Origin of the sequence: Streptomyces xiamenensis, assembly GCF_000993785.3 — a bacterium.
GTDB lineage: Bacteria > Actinomycetota > Actinomycetes > Streptomycetales > Streptomycetaceae > Streptomyces > Streptomyces xiamenensis.
Genome location: NZ_CP009922.3, coordinates 1,510,236 through 1,525,372 on the forward strand (window position 1 = coordinate 1,510,236; position 15,137 = coordinate 1,525,372).

Genomic DNA, 15,137 nt, shown 5'->3' on the forward strand with positions numbered 1-15,137 from the left:
TGTGCTATGCCCAATTACCCCGCTGTTACACGGGGTTCACGCGCCGGGGTGGACGGCGCCCGGTCAGCCGTACAGCGCCGCCGGGCCGCGCGCCTGCAACGCCGTGCGGTACTGCTGAAGTGTCCACAGCTGCTGCCGTTCCTGGGCGGCCTGGCTGTTGGCGGACTGCGCCTCGATGCGGCGCGCGACGATCTCCAGGTCACGCATGCGCTGTTCGACGGCGGCCAGCCGGACCCGCACCAGATGCTCGCCCGCGTACCGCTCGTCGGGGGCGCGCGAGGTCAGTGGCGCCTCGACGGTCAGCTCCCGGATGAGCACGCGCACGGTGTCGTCCGGCGCCGCGTCCAGCACCCGGGTCACCAGGTTCTCGTCGGCGTCGGTGACGCCGCCGGCCGCCGCGATGAGCCGGCGCACCAGTGTGTACGGCGGTGCGGTGAACTCGCTCTCCTCGTACGCGTCGAAGGCCGGTGCCACCAGATGCGGGAACTGGAGGGCGAGCTTCAGGAGTTCGCGTTCGACCTGGTGGGCCGGATTGTCGGGGTCGAGGGCCGGGCCGCGCCGCTCGGGCACGGCGGGGGCCGCCGGCGCCGGAACGGACCTGCGCCCGCGCGGGGACTCGCCGCGCTGCTTGCGCTCGCGCTCCCAGCGGGCCAGCTGGGCCACCCGCTGGACGACGAACCGCTCGTCGGGGATGCCGACCAGACCGGCCAGCCGGACGGCGTACTCGTGCTGGAGGGAGGAGTCCTTCATCTGCGCCACCACCGGGGTGGCCTGCTCCAGCGCCGCCGAACGGCCCTCCGCCGTGTCCAGATTGTGCCGCGCGATGATCGACTGGACGGCGAACTCGAACAGCGGCGTCCGGTTCTCCACCATCTCCGCCACGGCCTGGTCACCGTGCGCCAGCCGCAGGTCGCACGGGTCCATCCCGCCCGGCGAGATCGCGATCGATGTCCTGGCCGCGAACCGCTGGTCGTCCTCGAACGCGCGCAGCGCCGCCTTCTGCCCGGCCGCGTCGCCGTCGAAGGTGAAGACCACCTCCCCGGCCCGGTGCGAGCCGCTGTCGTCCATCAGCACCCGGCGCAGGATCTTGATGTGCTCGGCGCCGAAGGCGGTGCCGCAGGTGGCGATGGCGGTGGTGATGCCCGCCAGATGGCAGGCCATGACGTCCGTGTACCCCTCGACCACCACGGCGCGGTTGTCCTTGGCGATGTCGCGCTTGGCCAGGTCGATGCCGTACAGCACCTGCGACTTGCGGTAGAGCGGTGTCTCCGGGGTGTTGAGGTACTTGGGACCGTTGTCGTCCTCGCGCAGCTTGCGGGCGCCGAAGCCGACCACCTCGCCCGTGATGTCGCGGATGGGCCAGATCAGCCGGCCCCGGAAGCGGTCGATGGGGCCGCGCCGGCCGTCCTGGGCGATGCCGGAGGTGATCAGCTCGCGGTCGGTGAAGCCCTTGCCGCGCAGGTAGCGCACCAGCTGGTCCCAGCCGGCCGGGGCGTACCCGACGCCGAAGTGGGTGGCGGCCTGCTCGTCGAAACCGCGCTCGGAGAGGAAGCGGCGGCCGATCTCGGCCTCGGGCGAGGCGAGCTGCTCGGTGAAGAACGCGGCGGCCACCTTGTGCGCCTCGATCAGCCGGGTGCGTTCGCCCTGCTGCCGGTTGCTGTTGTACCCGCCCTGCTCGTAGCGCAGCGTGATGCCGGCCTGAGCGGCGAGCCGCTCGACGGACTCGGCGAAGGTGAGGTGCTCCAGCTTCATCAGGAAGCTGATGCTGTCGCCGCCCTCCTGGCAGCCGAAGCAGTGGAAGAGGCCCTTGCTGGGCGACACCTGGAAGGAGGGGGATTTCTCGTCGTGGAAGGGGCACAGGCCCTTCAGGTTGCCCCCGCCGGCGCTGCGCAGCTGGAGGTACTCGGACACGACGGAGTCGATCGGGACCGCGTCCCGTACCGCCTTCACGTCGTCGTCATTGATCCTGCCCGCCACACCGGCAGTCTACGGCCGACCGCCGACAGCTCGGCTGCCGATCCGGTCCCTCACCGCCCGGGGCCGGAAGGACGTCCGAAGTCCGAGGTGTCGAGATCACAGCTGAAGGGCTCGGGGATCGCCAAGGACTGTCCGAAAGAGACGGCCCGGTGGGCCCGGTACCCATTCGGCGAAGGGTCCCAGAAGACGGTGGCCTCTTCGGCCTGCATGTCCAGGAGCAGATAGACGGGGACATGGCGCCCGTACACAGCGAGCTTGTCCTTCACGTCGGCCCCGCGGGTGGAGGGCGAAGTCAGCTCGGCGACGAGAGAGAGGGCGGCCCCGTTGACAGGACCCTGCAACTGCTCGAATGCCCCCGTGTCCGCCACGTACAAATCCGGCCCGAAGGCACGCTTGGCTTTCGGAAAGGCGAAAAGAAAGGGCGATGTGCTCGCGCGGTGCCCTTCGGGGACGTGCGGAGCCAGGCGTTCCCTCAGGGACTCCATGGCCCGGAAGTAGTAGGGCCGCTGCCACGGCGTCACAACGATCGTCCCCTTGATGATCTCGGCCTTGAAGCCATCCGGAGTGTCCAGGTCCAGAGCGATCTGGAGAAGATCCTCGAACTCCCCGGGGGAGCCGTCATCCGCCACGACCGCCGGTCGCTCCAGCACCGTTGTCACCACGAACCTCCTTCGGACTGGGTCCGGCACGCTCCGCTCCCTCACCCTAGGCCCAGCTGATCATCCCACCGCCCTTGTCACGGTAAGGCCATGCGAAAGAGTTAACGACGGGACCCGGGTTTACGGACGCGGAATGTTACGCAGATTGGAGCGGGCCATCTGCACCATTTTGCCCACGCCGCCGTCCAGCACCATCTTCCCGGCCGACAGGGCGAAGCCGGTGACCATCTCGGCCTTGATCTTCGGCGGGATCGACAGCGCGTGCGGGTCGGTGACCACGTCCACCAGGGCCGGGCCCTTGTGCTTGAAGGCGGACCGCAGCGCGGACCGCAGTTCCTTGGGCTTCTCCACCCGCTGCGCGTGCACCCCCACCGCCTCCGCGACCGCCGCGAAGTCCGGGTTGTGGTGAGAGGTGCCGTACGCCGGCAGCCCCGCCACCAGCATCTCCAGCTCCACCATCCCGAGCGTGGAGTTGTTGAACAGCACCACCTTCACCGGCAGGTCGTACTGGACCAGGGTGAGGAAGTCCCCCATCAGCATGGTGAACCCGCCGTCCCCCGACATCGAGATCACCTGCCGCCGCCGGTCGGTGAACTGTGCGCCGATCGCCTGCGGCAGGGCGTTGGCCATCGATCCATGACTGAAGGACCCGATCACCCGCCGCCGCCCGTTCGGGGTGAGATAGCGCGCCGCCCATACGTTGCACATCCCGGTGTCCACGGTGAAGACCGCGTCGTCGGCGGCCTCCTCGTCCAGTACCGAGGCCACGTACTCCGGGTGGATCGGGGTGTGCTTCTCCACCTTCTTGGTGTACGCGCTGACCACCCCCTCCAGCGCCTCCGCGTGCTTCTTCAGCATCCGGTCCAGGAAGCGCCGGTCGGTCTTGGCACGGACCCGCGGGGTCAGACAGTCCAGGGTCTGCTTCACGTCCCCCCACACCGCCAGGTCCAGGGTGGAGCGCCGGCCCAGATGTTCGGGGCGGACATCCACCTGGGCGATCTTGACCTCCTTGCCCGGCAGAAACGCGTTGTAGGGGAAGTCCGTGCCGAGCAGGAGCAGCAGATCGCACTCGTGGGTGGCCTCGTACGCCGCGCCGTAGCCCAGCAGTCCGCTCATACCCACGTCGTACGGGTTGTCGTACTGGATCCACTCCTTGCCGCGCAGCGCGTGCCCCACCGGTGCCTTCACGCGTTCGGCGAACCGCATCACCTCCGCGTGCGCCCCCGCCGTCCCGCTGCCGCAGAACAGCGTGACCCGGTCCGCCGCGTCCACCATCCGCGCCAGCTTCTCGATCTCGCCGTCCGCGGGGCGGACCGAGGGACGGCTGGTGACCAGGGCGTGTTCCTCGGCGCGCTCGGCGACCTGCTCGCCCGCGATGTCCCCGGGCAGCGCGACGACGCTCACCCCGCCCCGGCCCACCGCGTGCTGGATCGCGGTCTGGAGCACCCGCGGCATCTGCCGCCGGTTGGAGATCAGCTCGCAGTAGTGGCTGCACTCGCGGAACAGCTGGTCCGGGTGGGTCTCCTGGAAGAAGCCGGTGCCGATCTCGCTGGAAGGGATGTGGGAGGCGAGGGCGAGCACCGGCGCCATGGAGCGGTGGGCGTCGTACAGGCCGTTGATGAGGTGCAGATTGCCGGGGCCGCAGGAGCCCGCGCAGGCGGCGAGCCGGCCCGCGATCTGGGCCTCGGCACCGGCGGCGAAGGCGGCGGTCTCCTCGTGCCGCACCTGGATCCAGTCGATGGAGCGGTCGCGCCGGATCGCGTCCACCACCGGGTTGAGGCTGTCCCCGACGACGCCGTACAGGCGCCGCACCCCGCTGCGCACCAGGGTGTCCACAAACTGTTCCGCCACGGTCTGTCTGGCCATCGCTCATGCACCTCCACGAGCAACGTAACCGCATATGTGGCGTTATGCCCGGCTGGGGATCTTCCGGATGAAGACGTAGTGCGGGCCGACGCCCTCGATCACGAACTCCTCGCCGCGCACCGCGTAGCCGTGCCGCTCGTAGAAGCCGCGCGCCCCGGTGCGGCCGTTGCACCACAGCAGCCCGGCCCCGCGCTCCGCCGCCTCCCGCTCGGCCGCCGCCAGCACGGCCGCGCCGTAGCCCAGGCCACGCACGACCGGGTCGCTCGCCATCCCCCGGAACCGGTACGCCGTGGTGTCGCCGTCCAGCGGATCCGGGAACAGCGTGACGCACCCCAGCACCCGCGTCCCGGCGCCCTCGTACGCGGCGAGGTGGAACGTCCCCGGCAGCGTGTCCTCGGCGAACTCGGCGCTCGCGGCCGGCAGCCCCGGACGCAGCACGTCCCGGCGCAGCCGGAAGACCTCGGAGACGGGGACGACGGCGGTACGGATGGCACTCATGCCGCCACTGTAGTGAGGGCGGCCGGAAGCGCCTCGCCGGTCAGTCGATCTCCAGGATCTGCCCCACCGGGCGGCGCGGCGAACCGGGCACCGGCGGCCCGTACCCGAGCCGGATCACCATCTGCACCTGCCCCATCCCCGACTCGGGATCACGCACCGGCCAGCGCAGCTCCGACCACTCCAGCACCTGGGTGGTGAGCCCGGTGGACAGCCCGTACTCGGTGCACAGCAGCAGCACCCGTTCCATCGCCTGCCCCGCCCGCAGCCAGTCCGCCGGCCGGTCCTCGGCGGTGCCCAGCAGCGCCAGCTGCGGTTCCTCCTCGAACGGGGTGGGGTCCCCCTGCTCGAACGCGCTGTGCCGCCCGGCGAGATCCCGCACCGGGATGCTGTGGTAGCCGCCGTACGGGCCGAGCACCTGCTCCACCACGCCGTCGGTCGCGGTCCGCGCCTCCTCGGGGGTACGGGTCCAGCGCTCACGCTCCTCGGCGCGCGCCGGGGTCGCACGGTCGCGGCCCTCCGCGTCGCGGACCAGCTCCAGGATGGCCCGCACGTGCCAGATGGACGGGAAGTGCAGCTGACCGCCTTCCCGCTCCGCGGCCGCGCGCAGCCTGGCGCGCACCGGCTCGGGCACCAGCTCGTCGCGGAACGGCACCCGGCTGCTGTGCCGCCGGGTGAGGGTCGGGTGCAGCCGGGCCAGCTCCTGGTCGGGGGCGTCGGCGGGGGCCAGCCGCACGGTGGCCAGCAGCCGGGGATCGTAGGGGTCGGGCAGCAGGGTGACGACCGGCTCCCAGCCCGCGTGGGCGGCGGCCACCCGCAGATTGAACAGGGCGGCGCCGCAGCCCAGATGCAGCGCGCGGCCGTGCGGGTCGGTGTGCGGGAGGGTGCGGTCCAGGGCGGCGCGCAGCTGGAAGGTGGCGGCGTCGCGCAGGTAGCGGAACCGCCAGGGCTGCGCGTTGAACATGGAGGGCGCCGTCCCTGCCGCCGCCGCCAGCGAGGTCACGGTCTGCTCATCGGGCTTCGCGTCCCGCACGACCACCTGCCGCCACCTCGCTCGTCCGCTCCGTCCGCGCCGGTGCTTCGCACCTGTATGCCACCCTATGCCGCGCCGGGCGGAACACCAGGCGGAACACCGGCGGACCGGCCGGTTCCCCGGCACCGGCCGCGCCCGGGGAACCGGAGCGGCGGGTCAGAGCGAGCCGAGGTCCGTCGCCGGGTCGGCCAGCGCCGCCGCGTCCACCGGGCGGCCCGACCGGATCAGCTCCTGGATCGGCCCGGTGACGTCCCACACGTTCATGTTCAGCCCGGCCAGGACGCGGCCCTCGGCGCTCAGCCAGAACGCGATGAACGCCCGCTTGCCCACCTCGCCCCGGTACACCACCCGGTCGTACGAGCCGTGCGGCGCCCAGCCCGAGTACTCCAGGCCGGCGTCGTACTGGTCGGAGAAGAAGTACGGCACCCGGTCGTAGGTCACCTCCTGCCCGAGCATCGCGCGGGCCGCCGCGGGTCCCGAGTTCAGGGCGTTCGCCCAGTGCTCCACCCGCAGCCGCCCGCCGTCCGGCGCCGGGAAGGCCGCGATGTCGCCGGCCGCCCAGATGTGCGGATCGCTGGTGCGCAGCGAGGCGTCCACCGCCACCCCGCCGGTGTCCTCGGCCAGCTTCAGCCCGGCGGCCCCGGCCAGCGCCGTACGGGGCCGCACCCCGATCGCCGCCAGGACGGCGCGGGCCGGGATCTCCTCGCCGTCGTCGGTGACCACCCCGGCGACCTGCCCGTCCCGCCCGCTGATCGAGGCGAGCCGGCGGCCGAAGCGGAACTCCACCCCGTGCTCCTGGTGCAGCCCGGTGAACACCTCCCCCAGCTCCGGGCCCAGCACGCCGTGCAGGGGGGTGGGCGAGGGCTCCACGACCACCACGGGCGAGCCCAGCTCGCGGGCCGCCGCCGCCACTTCCAGGCCGATCCAGCCGGCGCCCGCGATGACCAGCGGCTCCCCCTGCCGGGTGCGGTCGGCCAGCACGGCGCGCAGATGGTCGGCGTGCGCGAGGCGGCGCAGATGGTGCACGCCGGCCACGCCGCGCGCGCCGGGGATCTGGAGCCGGTGCGGCTCCGCGCCGGTGGCCAGCAGCAGCGCGTCGTACGGCACGCGGGCGCCGTCACCGAGCCGCACCTCCCGCTCCTCGCGGTCGATGTGCACGGCCTGCTGCCCGAGGTGCAGTTCGACGTGGTGGGTGGCGTACCAGGACGGCTCGTGGACGAACACGCTCTCCTTGGCCGCACGCCCGGCGAGGTATCCCTTGGACAGCGGGGGACGCTCGTAGGGCTGCTCGTGCTCGTCGCCGATGAGGATGACCCGGCCGCCGAAGCCCTCCTCCCGCAGGGTCTGGGCGGCCTTGGCGCCCGCCAGCCCTCCTCCGATGATCACGAACGTGCGGTGCATGCCGTCCATACCGTCCACGCGCTGCCTCCTTGCCGCAGGTGTCCCCTGCTGTGCTGGGGGATGGTCACCCCCACACATACCCCGGGGACGACGCGGTGAGGCGGGCGTGCAGGGAGCGTGCCGATGCGTCCGTGAGCGCGGCGATCTGATCCACGATCACCCGGAGGGCGGATGCGTCATCGCTCGCGGCGGCGTAAAGGGCGCGGTGCTGCGGGTCCAGTCCGTGGGGCGCGCGGCGGATGAGGGCGTCGCCGAGTTCGGCGAGCAGCTCGCGCTGGCGGCCCCGGCGGAGTTCCTGGTCGGGGCGCTGCATGACGTACACGTCGGCCACCGCCTTGAGGACGGCGCACTCCAGCCGGGTGTCGGGCGGGACGATCAGTTCGGCCGCGTAACGGTGCAGCGGGCCGGGGCCGTACCGCTCGCGGGTCGCCTGCTCGGCGGCGAGGCAGAACCGTCCGATGAGCTGACTGGTGGCGTCCTTGAGCCGGGCCTGGGCGGTGGCGGAGCCGTCGTAGCCGTGCGGCCACCAGTGCTGGTCGAGCAGCCGGTCGAGGGCGGCGGCCAGGTCGGTGTCGCCGGTGGACGGCGGGGCGTAGCGGGCCCGGACCACGCGGAAGATCTCGGCGCGCTCGGGCTCGGCGAGCAGCAGGGCGGGGTCCAGGTGCCCGGCGTGCAGGCCGTCCTCGACATCGTGGACGGAGTAGGCGACGTCGTCGGACCAGTCCATGACCTGCGCCTCGAAGCAGCGGCGGTGGCCGGGGGCGCCCTGGCGGAGCCAGTCGAAGACGGGCAGGTCGTCCTCGTAGGCGCCGAACTTGGGGGAGGCGGGATCGGTGGGGTGGCCGCCGCGCGGCCAGGGGTACTTGGTGGCGGCGTCGAGGGTGGCGCGGGTGAGGTTGAGGCCGACGGACCGGTGGAAGGGCTCGGAGAATCGTTTCGGCTCCAGCCGGGTCAGCAGCCGGAGCGACTGCGCGTTCCCCTCGAACCCGCCGCAGGGCGCGGCGATCTCGTCCAGCACCCGCTCCCCGTTGTGCCCGAACGGCGGGTGGCCCAGATCGTGCGCGAGGCAGGCGGCCTCCACGATGTCCGAGTCGCAGCCGAAGGCCGTCCCCAGATCCCGGCCCACCTGCGCGCATTCCAGCGAGTGGGTGAGCCGGGTACGGGGGCTGGCGTCCCAGGCGTGCTCGGCCACGGCCGCTCCGGTCGGACCGCCGTGGCCGGTGTCCGGGGTGACCACCTGGGTCTTCCCCGCCAGCCGCCGCAGCGCGGCGGAGTGCTGCACCCGCGCCCGGTCCCGCTGGAATGCGGTCCGCCCGGAGCGTTTGTCCGGCTCGGGGTCCCACCGCTCGGCATCGGCTGGGGCGTACGCGGCGCTGTGTTGCATATCCCGACATTAACCGGCGGGGATGACAGCGGGGTGCCGCCGGGGTGGTGCGGTGGTGCGGCGGCCCGGTGGCGGTCCCGGACCGGCCCGCCCTCAGCGACCGCCGGGACCGGCCTGGGTCTGCGGCTCCGCGGGGGCCGGCTCGGCCGGGGCCGGCTCCGCCGTCACGGGCCCCGGCACCGCCACCGGTTCCTCGGGAGCCGGGCGCCAGCGGCGGCGGGTCAGCGCGGCGGTGAGGGTGAGCGGGACGGTCAGGGCACAGGCGATGCCGAACAGCAGGGCGTAGTGCCCGCGTTCGGCCAGCGGCCCGGCGGCGGTCGCGGCGGCCGAGGAGCCGATGAACAGAGCTCCGGCGAAGAACGCCACCGCGGTGCCGCGTGCCTGCGGCACCACCGAGGTGACCCACGTCTGGAGCGAGGAGTGCATGAACGACCAGCCGCCGCCCAGCAGCAGGGCGGTGACGAAGACGGCGGGCAGCGTCACCCAGGCGGTGACGATCCCGTACCCGGCGCACATCTGCGCCCCGCCGATGGCGATCAGCCCCCACACCGGCAGCCGCCCGGTGAGCATCCGCACCAGCCGGGAGAAGATCACGACGCCGACCCCGTACATCGCGGTGGCGAGCCCGGCGACGGTCGCGCTCACGCCACGCGCCTGGAGCGCGGTGGCCAGCAGGGTCATGGTGCCGAGCAGCACCGCGCCCTCCACGAAGGCCAGACCGAAGACGGTGAGCGCCCACCGGTTGCGCAGCACCGCGCCGAGGTGGCCGCCGATGCCGCCCGCCGAGCTCGCGGCGCGCCGGGGTTCGGGGAGGGTGCGCAGGGCGTACGAGCAGATCACCGCGCATACGGCGGGCGCGGCGAACACCAGCCGCCAGTCCACGGCCTCGGCCAGCACACCGGCGACGGCGGTGGCCAGTGCCGTGCCGACCGCCATGACGGCCATCAGGTCGGAGAGCGCGCGCTGACGGCGGGCGGCGGGGACGGTGTCGCCGAGGTAGGTGAGGGAGGTGGGGACGACGGCGCCGTAGCAGGCACCGGCGACGATCCGGGCCGCGATCAGGACGTGGGCGTTGGGCGCGAGCGCGGAGACCGCGCCGGCGAGGGCCGCGATCAGCAGCGTCCAGCGCATGACGCGGACCCGGCCGACGCGGTCGGAGAGTATGCCCCACAGAGGCTGGGACAGGCCGTAGGCGAGGAAGTAGGCGCTGGCGGTGAAGACGGCGGTGCCGAGCGGGATACCGAGCCCGGTGGAGATGAGGATCAGCAGCGGGCTGATGGCGAACCGGTCGAAGCAGCTGACGAAGCCCGCCGCCGAGAGGGCGATGGGGGGACGGCTGCTCACCGGAGCGCTCAGCGGCTTGTCGAGTTTCATGTAGGGAACCTGCCCGGTGTGGTGCCGACATGCCGCGTGAGGTGCCGGTGGTCGTGCGCTCGGTCGGTGAGGCCGGCGGCGGTGGCCCGGGGGGCAGGCCGCGCCGCGAGGGGCGCGGGGTGGCCGGGGAAGACCTCACCGCTCCCGTCACGGTGCGGTCGCCCCGTCCGGGCGCGTGTCCGCGTGGTCGCCGTGCCGTTCATGCGAGAAACGTACAAGATCCGCCGGATGCGGCGTGGGGCGCGCTCGCCCCCCGGACAACAGCACCCCGGCCCGCGGGCACGGCAGGAACGCGCGGATCTCAGCGACGACGTGCGCGGATCCGCCGGGCCGCCGAACCGGCTGCCGCTCCCTCCGCTATCCCTCGCTCGCCACCAGCGCGGGCCGCCGCGTCGCCGGGGCCGGGGTGGGGGCGGGCTCCGGGATCGCGCCGCGCGCCTGGTCGTAGCGGTGCAGCAACAGCCGGGCCAGCGCCGGGTGCGCGCCCAGCGGGGCGGCGGCCACCCCCGGCGCCGCCTCGGCGCACCGGGTGGCGAACAGGCCCGGCGCGGTGAAGCAGGAGGCGACGGCGATCCTGCTCCGCCCGCTGCGGCGCAGTTCGGCGACCGCCTCGGCCACCGTGGGCCGGGCGGCCGAGGCGTACGCGGGCCGTACCGGTACGCCGCCGAGCCGGTCGGCGAGCATGTGGGCGGTGTATTCGGTCCCGGCCGCCGATTCGGGGTCCAGCGATCCGGCCGCCGCCAGGACGACACCGTCCGCGTCCGGGTCGGCGGAGCGCCGGTAGCCGGCCTCCACCAGCCGGCTGTGCAGGGCGTCGACCAGCAGCGGGTGCGGCCCCAGGCAGGCGGCGGTGGTCACGGTCAGGCCCCCGCGTACCCGCTCCAGCACCCCGGGGATGTCGTGCTTGACGTGGTACCCCCGGCTGAACAGCAGCGGCACCAGCACCGCCCGGCCACCACCGCCCGCGCCGAGCCCCGCCAGGGTGTCGGCGAGACGCGGGGTGTTGTTCTCCAGATAGCCGGCCTCGACGCGCAGTCCCGGCCGCAGCGCGCGCACCAGGCGCAGCAGGGCGGTGATGCTCCGTTCGGCGCGGGGGTCGGGAGAGCCGTGGGCGACGGCCACCAGGGTGGGGGTGGGAATCGTGCGGGCGCTCATGCCGCCAGCCTGGGCCCATGGCGTTGCCGCTGTGTTGCGCGGGTGTCACCAATGCCGCGCCCCGGGCTCACCCCGCGCCCCGTACGCGGGGTGAGCGATGCGCGCCGGGGCCGTAACCCCGGGGCGGGGCCCGCGTAACACCGCCGTCGCACGATGGCCCGCATGAGCCCCGATATGACAGACATCACGGACACGCATTGCCCGTATTGCGCGCTGCAGTGCGCGATGGGGCTGCGCCGGGTGCCGCAGGGTGTTCCGCGGGTGGTGGAGCGGGGCGCGCTGTGCGGGAAGGGTGCCACGGCCACCGCCGTACTCAATCCGGGTGCCCGGCTGACCCGGCCGCTGGTGCGCGGAGCGGACGGCGAGCTGGCTCCCGCGGACTGGGACGAGGCGCTGGCGCGGGTGGCGCGGGGCCTGTCGGGGGCGCGGGAGCGGTACGGGGCGGACGCGGTCGCGGTGTTCGGCGGCGGTGGGCTGACGAACGAGAAGGCGTACGCGCTGGGGAAGTTCGCCCGGCTGGTGCTGGGCACCTCGCAGATCGACTACAACGGCCGGTTCTGCATGTCCTCGGCGGCGGCGGCCGGGAACCGGGCGTTCGGCCTGGACCGGGGGATGCCGTTTCCGCTGGCCGACATTCCGCGCACCGGCTGCGTCATCCTGGTCGGCTCGAATCTCGCGGAGACGATGCCGCCCGCGCTGCGCTACTTCACCGAGCTGCGCGCGAACGGCGGCACGCTGATCGTGATCGACCCGCGCCGTACCCGCACCGCCGAACAGGCCGATCTGCATCTGGCGCCCCGCCCGGGGACGGACCTGGCGCTGGCGCTGGGGCTGCTGCACCTGGTGGTGGCCGGGGGGCGGGTGGACGAGGCGTTCGTGGCGGAGCGCACGAGCGGCTGGGAGGAGGCGCGGGCGGAGGCGATGGCGCACTGGCCGGAGCTGGTGGAGCGCATCACGGGGGTACCGGTGCCCCAGCTGCGGGAGGCGGTGGAGCTGTTCTGCGCGCCGGAGGCGGCGATGGTGCTGACGGCGCGCGGGCCCGAACAGCAGTCGAAGGGCACCGACACCGTCTCGGCCTGGATCAATCTGTGCCTGGCGACGGGCCGGGCGGGGCGCCCGTACTCCGGCTACGGCTGTCTCACCGGGCAGGGCAACGGGCAGGGCGGGCGCGAGCACGGGCAGAAGGCCGACCAGCTGCCCGGCTACCGGATGCTCACCGACCCGGCGGCGCGCGCCCACGTGGCCGGGGTGTGGGGCGTGGACCCCGCCGTGCTGCCGGGGCCGGGGCGCAGCGCGTACGAGCTGCTGGAGGCGCTCGGCGGCCCGGACCCGGGCGGGATCAGGGCGCTGCTGCTGATGGGTTCCAACCCGGTGGTCTCGGCGCCGCGTGCCGCGCACATCGAGGAACGGATGCGGTCGCTGGACTTTCTGGCGGTGTGCGACGTCGTGCTGTCGGAGAGCGCGCGGCTGGCGGACGTGGTGCTGCCGGTCACCCAGTGGGCGGAGGAGAGCGGCACGCTGACGAATCTGGAGGGCCGGGTGCAGCTGCGGCGCCGGGCGGTGCCGGTGCCGGACGGGTGCCGCAGCGATCTGGCGGTGCTGCGCGGGCTGGCGCGGCGGCTGGACTTCGCGGGGTGGGACGAGGGTTTCCCCGAGGAGCCGGAGCGGGTCTTCGAGGAGCTGCGGCGGGCCTCCGCCGGCGGCACGGCGGACTACGCGGGGATCACGTACGCGCGGATCACGGCGGAGGGCGGGGTGTTCTGGCCGTGTCCGGCCGAGGATCATCCGGGGACGCCGCGGCTGTTCCTCGACCGGTTCGCGACGCCGGACGGACGGGCGCGGTTCACGGCGGTGGGGCACCGTCCGGCGGCGGAGGAGCCGGACGCCGAGTATCCGGTGCTGCTGACCACGGGGCGGGTGCTGGCGCAGTACCAGTCGGGGGCGCAGACGCGGCGGGTGGCGGAGCTGAACGCGGCGGCGCCGGGGCCCTTCGTCCAGGTGCATCCGCGGCTGGCGGCGGCGCTCGGGGCGGCGGAGGGCGACCGGCTGGTGGTCGTGTCGCGACGGGGGCGGGCGGTGGCGCCGGCCCGGATCGACGCGGGTATCCGGCCGGACACGGTGTTCATGCCGTTCCACTGGCCGGGTGAGGGGCGGGCGAACACGCTCACCAATCCGGCGCTCGATCCCACCTCCCGGATGCCGGAGTTCAAGATCTGCGCGGTGCGGGTGGAGCGGGAGTGAGGGCGCGGCGGGGCGGGCGGGGGGACGGGGGAGAAAGTGAAAGGGGCCGGAGTGAAAGGGGGCGCTTCATGGTGAACCGGGTTGCGCTGCCGCCCGCACCCCGGAGCATGGAAGGGTGACCGACACCACGCAGCACACCACGCATCTGAACGCCCTGGCCGAGCACCATCTGGACCGGGCCCGCGCGGCGGAGCACGGCCGCAGCGCCCATCTGTTCCTGCACGACGGCCCGCTGCGGCAGAGCGTGATCGCGCTGACGGCGGGCGCCGAACTGGAGGAGCACAACGCGCCGCCCGCTGCCAGTCTCTATCTGGTGCGGGGCGCCGTCCAGGTGGTGCCGGCCGGTGACGGCGCGGCCGGGATCCCGCTGACGGAGGGCGAGATCATGAAGATCCCGCAGGTGCGGCACTCGGTGGTGGCGCTGGAGGACGCGGTGCTGGTGCTCACCTCGGTGACGGCGGTGCCGGACGCGCTCACGCCCGGCGCCGGCTGGGGCTGAGGCCACGCCCCCACCCTCGGCGCGGACGCGTGAGGGCCACCGCTATCCGGCGCTCAGGCGGTGCAGGCTGGGGCTGATGCCGCGTTCCCGCTTGAAGGCGGTGCTGAGCGCGAAGCCGCTCCCGTAGCCGACCCGGCGGGCGACGGCGTCGAGGGTGGCGGCGGGTTCGCGCAGCAGGTCGGCGGCGAGGGCGAGTCGCCAGTCGGTGAGGTACGCCATGGGCGGCCGGCCGACGAGAGTCGCGAAGCGCCGGGCGAAGGCCGCCCGCGAGACCCCGGCGCGGGCGGCGAGGGCGGCGACCGTCCAGGGGTGGGCGGGGTCCTCGTGCAGCAGGCGCAGCGCGCGGCCGACGACCGGGTCGGCCTGCGCCCGGTACCAGGCGGGGGCCCGGGCCTCCGGGCGGGCGAACCAGGCGCGCAGCACGGCGATGAGGAGCAGGTCCAGCAGGCGGTCCAGGACAACGCTCTGGCCGGGCCGGTCCTTGCCGATCTCCTCGGCGACGAGCGGCAGCAGGGGGCAGTCCCAGTCGGCTTCGCGCAGGACGAGCAACTGCGGCAGGGCCCGCAGCAGCCGGCCGCTGACCTCGCCGTCGACGTGGTAGGTGCCGATGAGCAGTTGGGCGGCGCCGTCGGGTCCGCTGCCCCAGGTGCGGACGCCGAGGTCCAGTTGCTCGCACAGCCCTTCGCCCTCGGGGGTGGTGGTGACGTCCCCGGGGTGCACCACCACCTGCACCGGGACATCCGTACCACTGCCGACGCGGTACGGGGCGGGGCCGCGCACCACGGCGATGTCACCGGTGTCGATCCGCACCGGTTCCTGGTCCTGGACCTGGCCCTGGTCCTGGTCCTGGCCCCCGGGGGTGATCCAGGTGGTGTCGCGCAGGGCGCACAGAACGGTCAGCGGGGCGCGGTCCCGGACCTGTACGCACCAGGGCGGGTCGAAGACGGCGCGCAGCAGGAAGGCGCGGTGGGCGCGGGGGCCTTCGAGCAGGCTCGCGAGACTGTCCATGAGGGAGAGATTAGACGCCCGCACATGGCGGCGAGCGTCTGAGGG

At 73.7% G+C, this 15,137-nt stretch carries 12 protein-coding genes; 2 read left to right on the forward strand and 10 right to left on the reverse strand.

All coding sequences use genetic code 11. The annotated features are described in order from the left end of the window. Positions 1-63: 63 nt before the first annotated feature. From dnaG to SXIM_RS06970, 9 genes are all read right to left on the reverse strand, one after another. The gene (dnaG, locus tag SXIM_RS06930; protein WP_030726037.1) at positions 64-1,977 is read right to left on the reverse strand and encodes a DNA primase; all 1,914 of its coding nucleotides are present in this window, start codon (positions 1,975-1,977) and stop codon (positions 64-66) included. 50 nt (positions 1,978-2,027) lie between these two features. Beyond that, the gene (locus SXIM_RS06935; RefSeq protein WP_030726034.1) at positions 2,028-2,636 is read right to left on the reverse strand and encodes a Uma2 family endonuclease; all 609 of its coding nucleotides are present in this window, start codon (positions 2,634-2,636) and stop codon (positions 2,028-2,030) included. Positions 2,637-2,756: 120 nt separating this feature from the next. Beyond that, entirely contained in the window at positions 2,757-4,502 is a 1,746-nt protein-coding gene (locus tag SXIM_RS06940) for a pyruvate dehydrogenase (RefSeq protein ID WP_046723285.1), read from the reverse strand. Positions 4,503-4,544: 42 nt separating this feature from the next. Further along, positions 4,545-5,000, reverse strand: a complete 456-nt coding sequence (locus tag SXIM_RS06945; protein WP_046723287.1) for a GNAT family N-acetyltransferase — start codon at positions 4,998-5,000, stop codon at positions 4,545-4,547. Between the two features lie 40 nt (positions 5,001-5,040). After that, on the reverse strand, positions 5,041-6,030 hold the full coding sequence (locus tag SXIM_RS06950) for an Acg family FMN-binding oxidoreductase (RefSeq protein WP_030726024.1): 990 nt from the start codon (positions 6,028-6,030) through the stop codon (positions 5,041-5,043). Between the two features lie 156 nt (positions 6,031-6,186). Continuing rightward, a complete protein-coding gene (locus SXIM_RS06955) occupies positions 6,187-7,440 on the reverse strand; it encodes an NAD(P)/FAD-dependent oxidoreductase (protein ID WP_030726022.1) in 1,254 nt (417 codons plus the stop codon). 55 nt (positions 7,441-7,495) lie between these two features. Next, a complete protein-coding gene (locus SXIM_RS06960; protein WP_030726019.1) occupies positions 7,496-8,815 on the reverse strand; it encodes a deoxyguanosinetriphosphate triphosphohydrolase in 1,320 nt (439 codons plus the stop codon). A gap of 93 nt (positions 8,816-8,908) precedes the next feature. Next, a complete protein-coding gene (locus tag SXIM_RS06965; RefSeq protein ID WP_234306726.1) occupies positions 8,909-10,189 on the reverse strand; it encodes an MFS transporter in 1,281 nt (426 codons plus the stop codon). Between the two features lie 357 nt (positions 10,190-10,546). Then, positions 10,547-11,344 (reverse strand): sirohydrochlorin chelatase, encoded by a 798-nt coding sequence (locus tag SXIM_RS06970; protein ID WP_043176753.1) that lies wholly within the window; start codon positions 11,342-11,344, stop codon positions 10,547-10,549. A gap of 174 nt (positions 11,345-11,518) precedes the next feature. Between SXIM_RS06970 and SXIM_RS06975 the strand changes: the two genes are divergently transcribed. Next, positions 11,519-13,585 (forward strand): molybdopterin oxidoreductase family protein, encoded by a 2,067-nt coding sequence (locus SXIM_RS06975; RefSeq protein ID WP_030726010.1) that lies wholly within the window; start codon positions 11,519-11,521, stop codon positions 13,583-13,585. 115 nt (positions 13,586-13,700) lie between these two features. After that, positions 13,701-14,084, forward strand: a complete 384-nt coding sequence (locus tag SXIM_RS06980; protein ID WP_078635058.1) for a cupin domain-containing protein — start codon at positions 13,701-13,703, stop codon at positions 14,082-14,084. 42 nt (positions 14,085-14,126) lie between these two features. On the opposite strand, the gene SXIM_RS06985 is transcribed toward SXIM_RS06980, so the two are convergent. Next, positions 14,127-15,092, reverse strand: a complete 966-nt coding sequence (locus tag SXIM_RS06985; protein WP_030726005.1) for an AraC family transcriptional regulator — start codon at positions 15,090-15,092, stop codon at positions 14,127-14,129. Between the last annotated feature and the right edge of the window lie 45 nt (positions 15,093-15,137).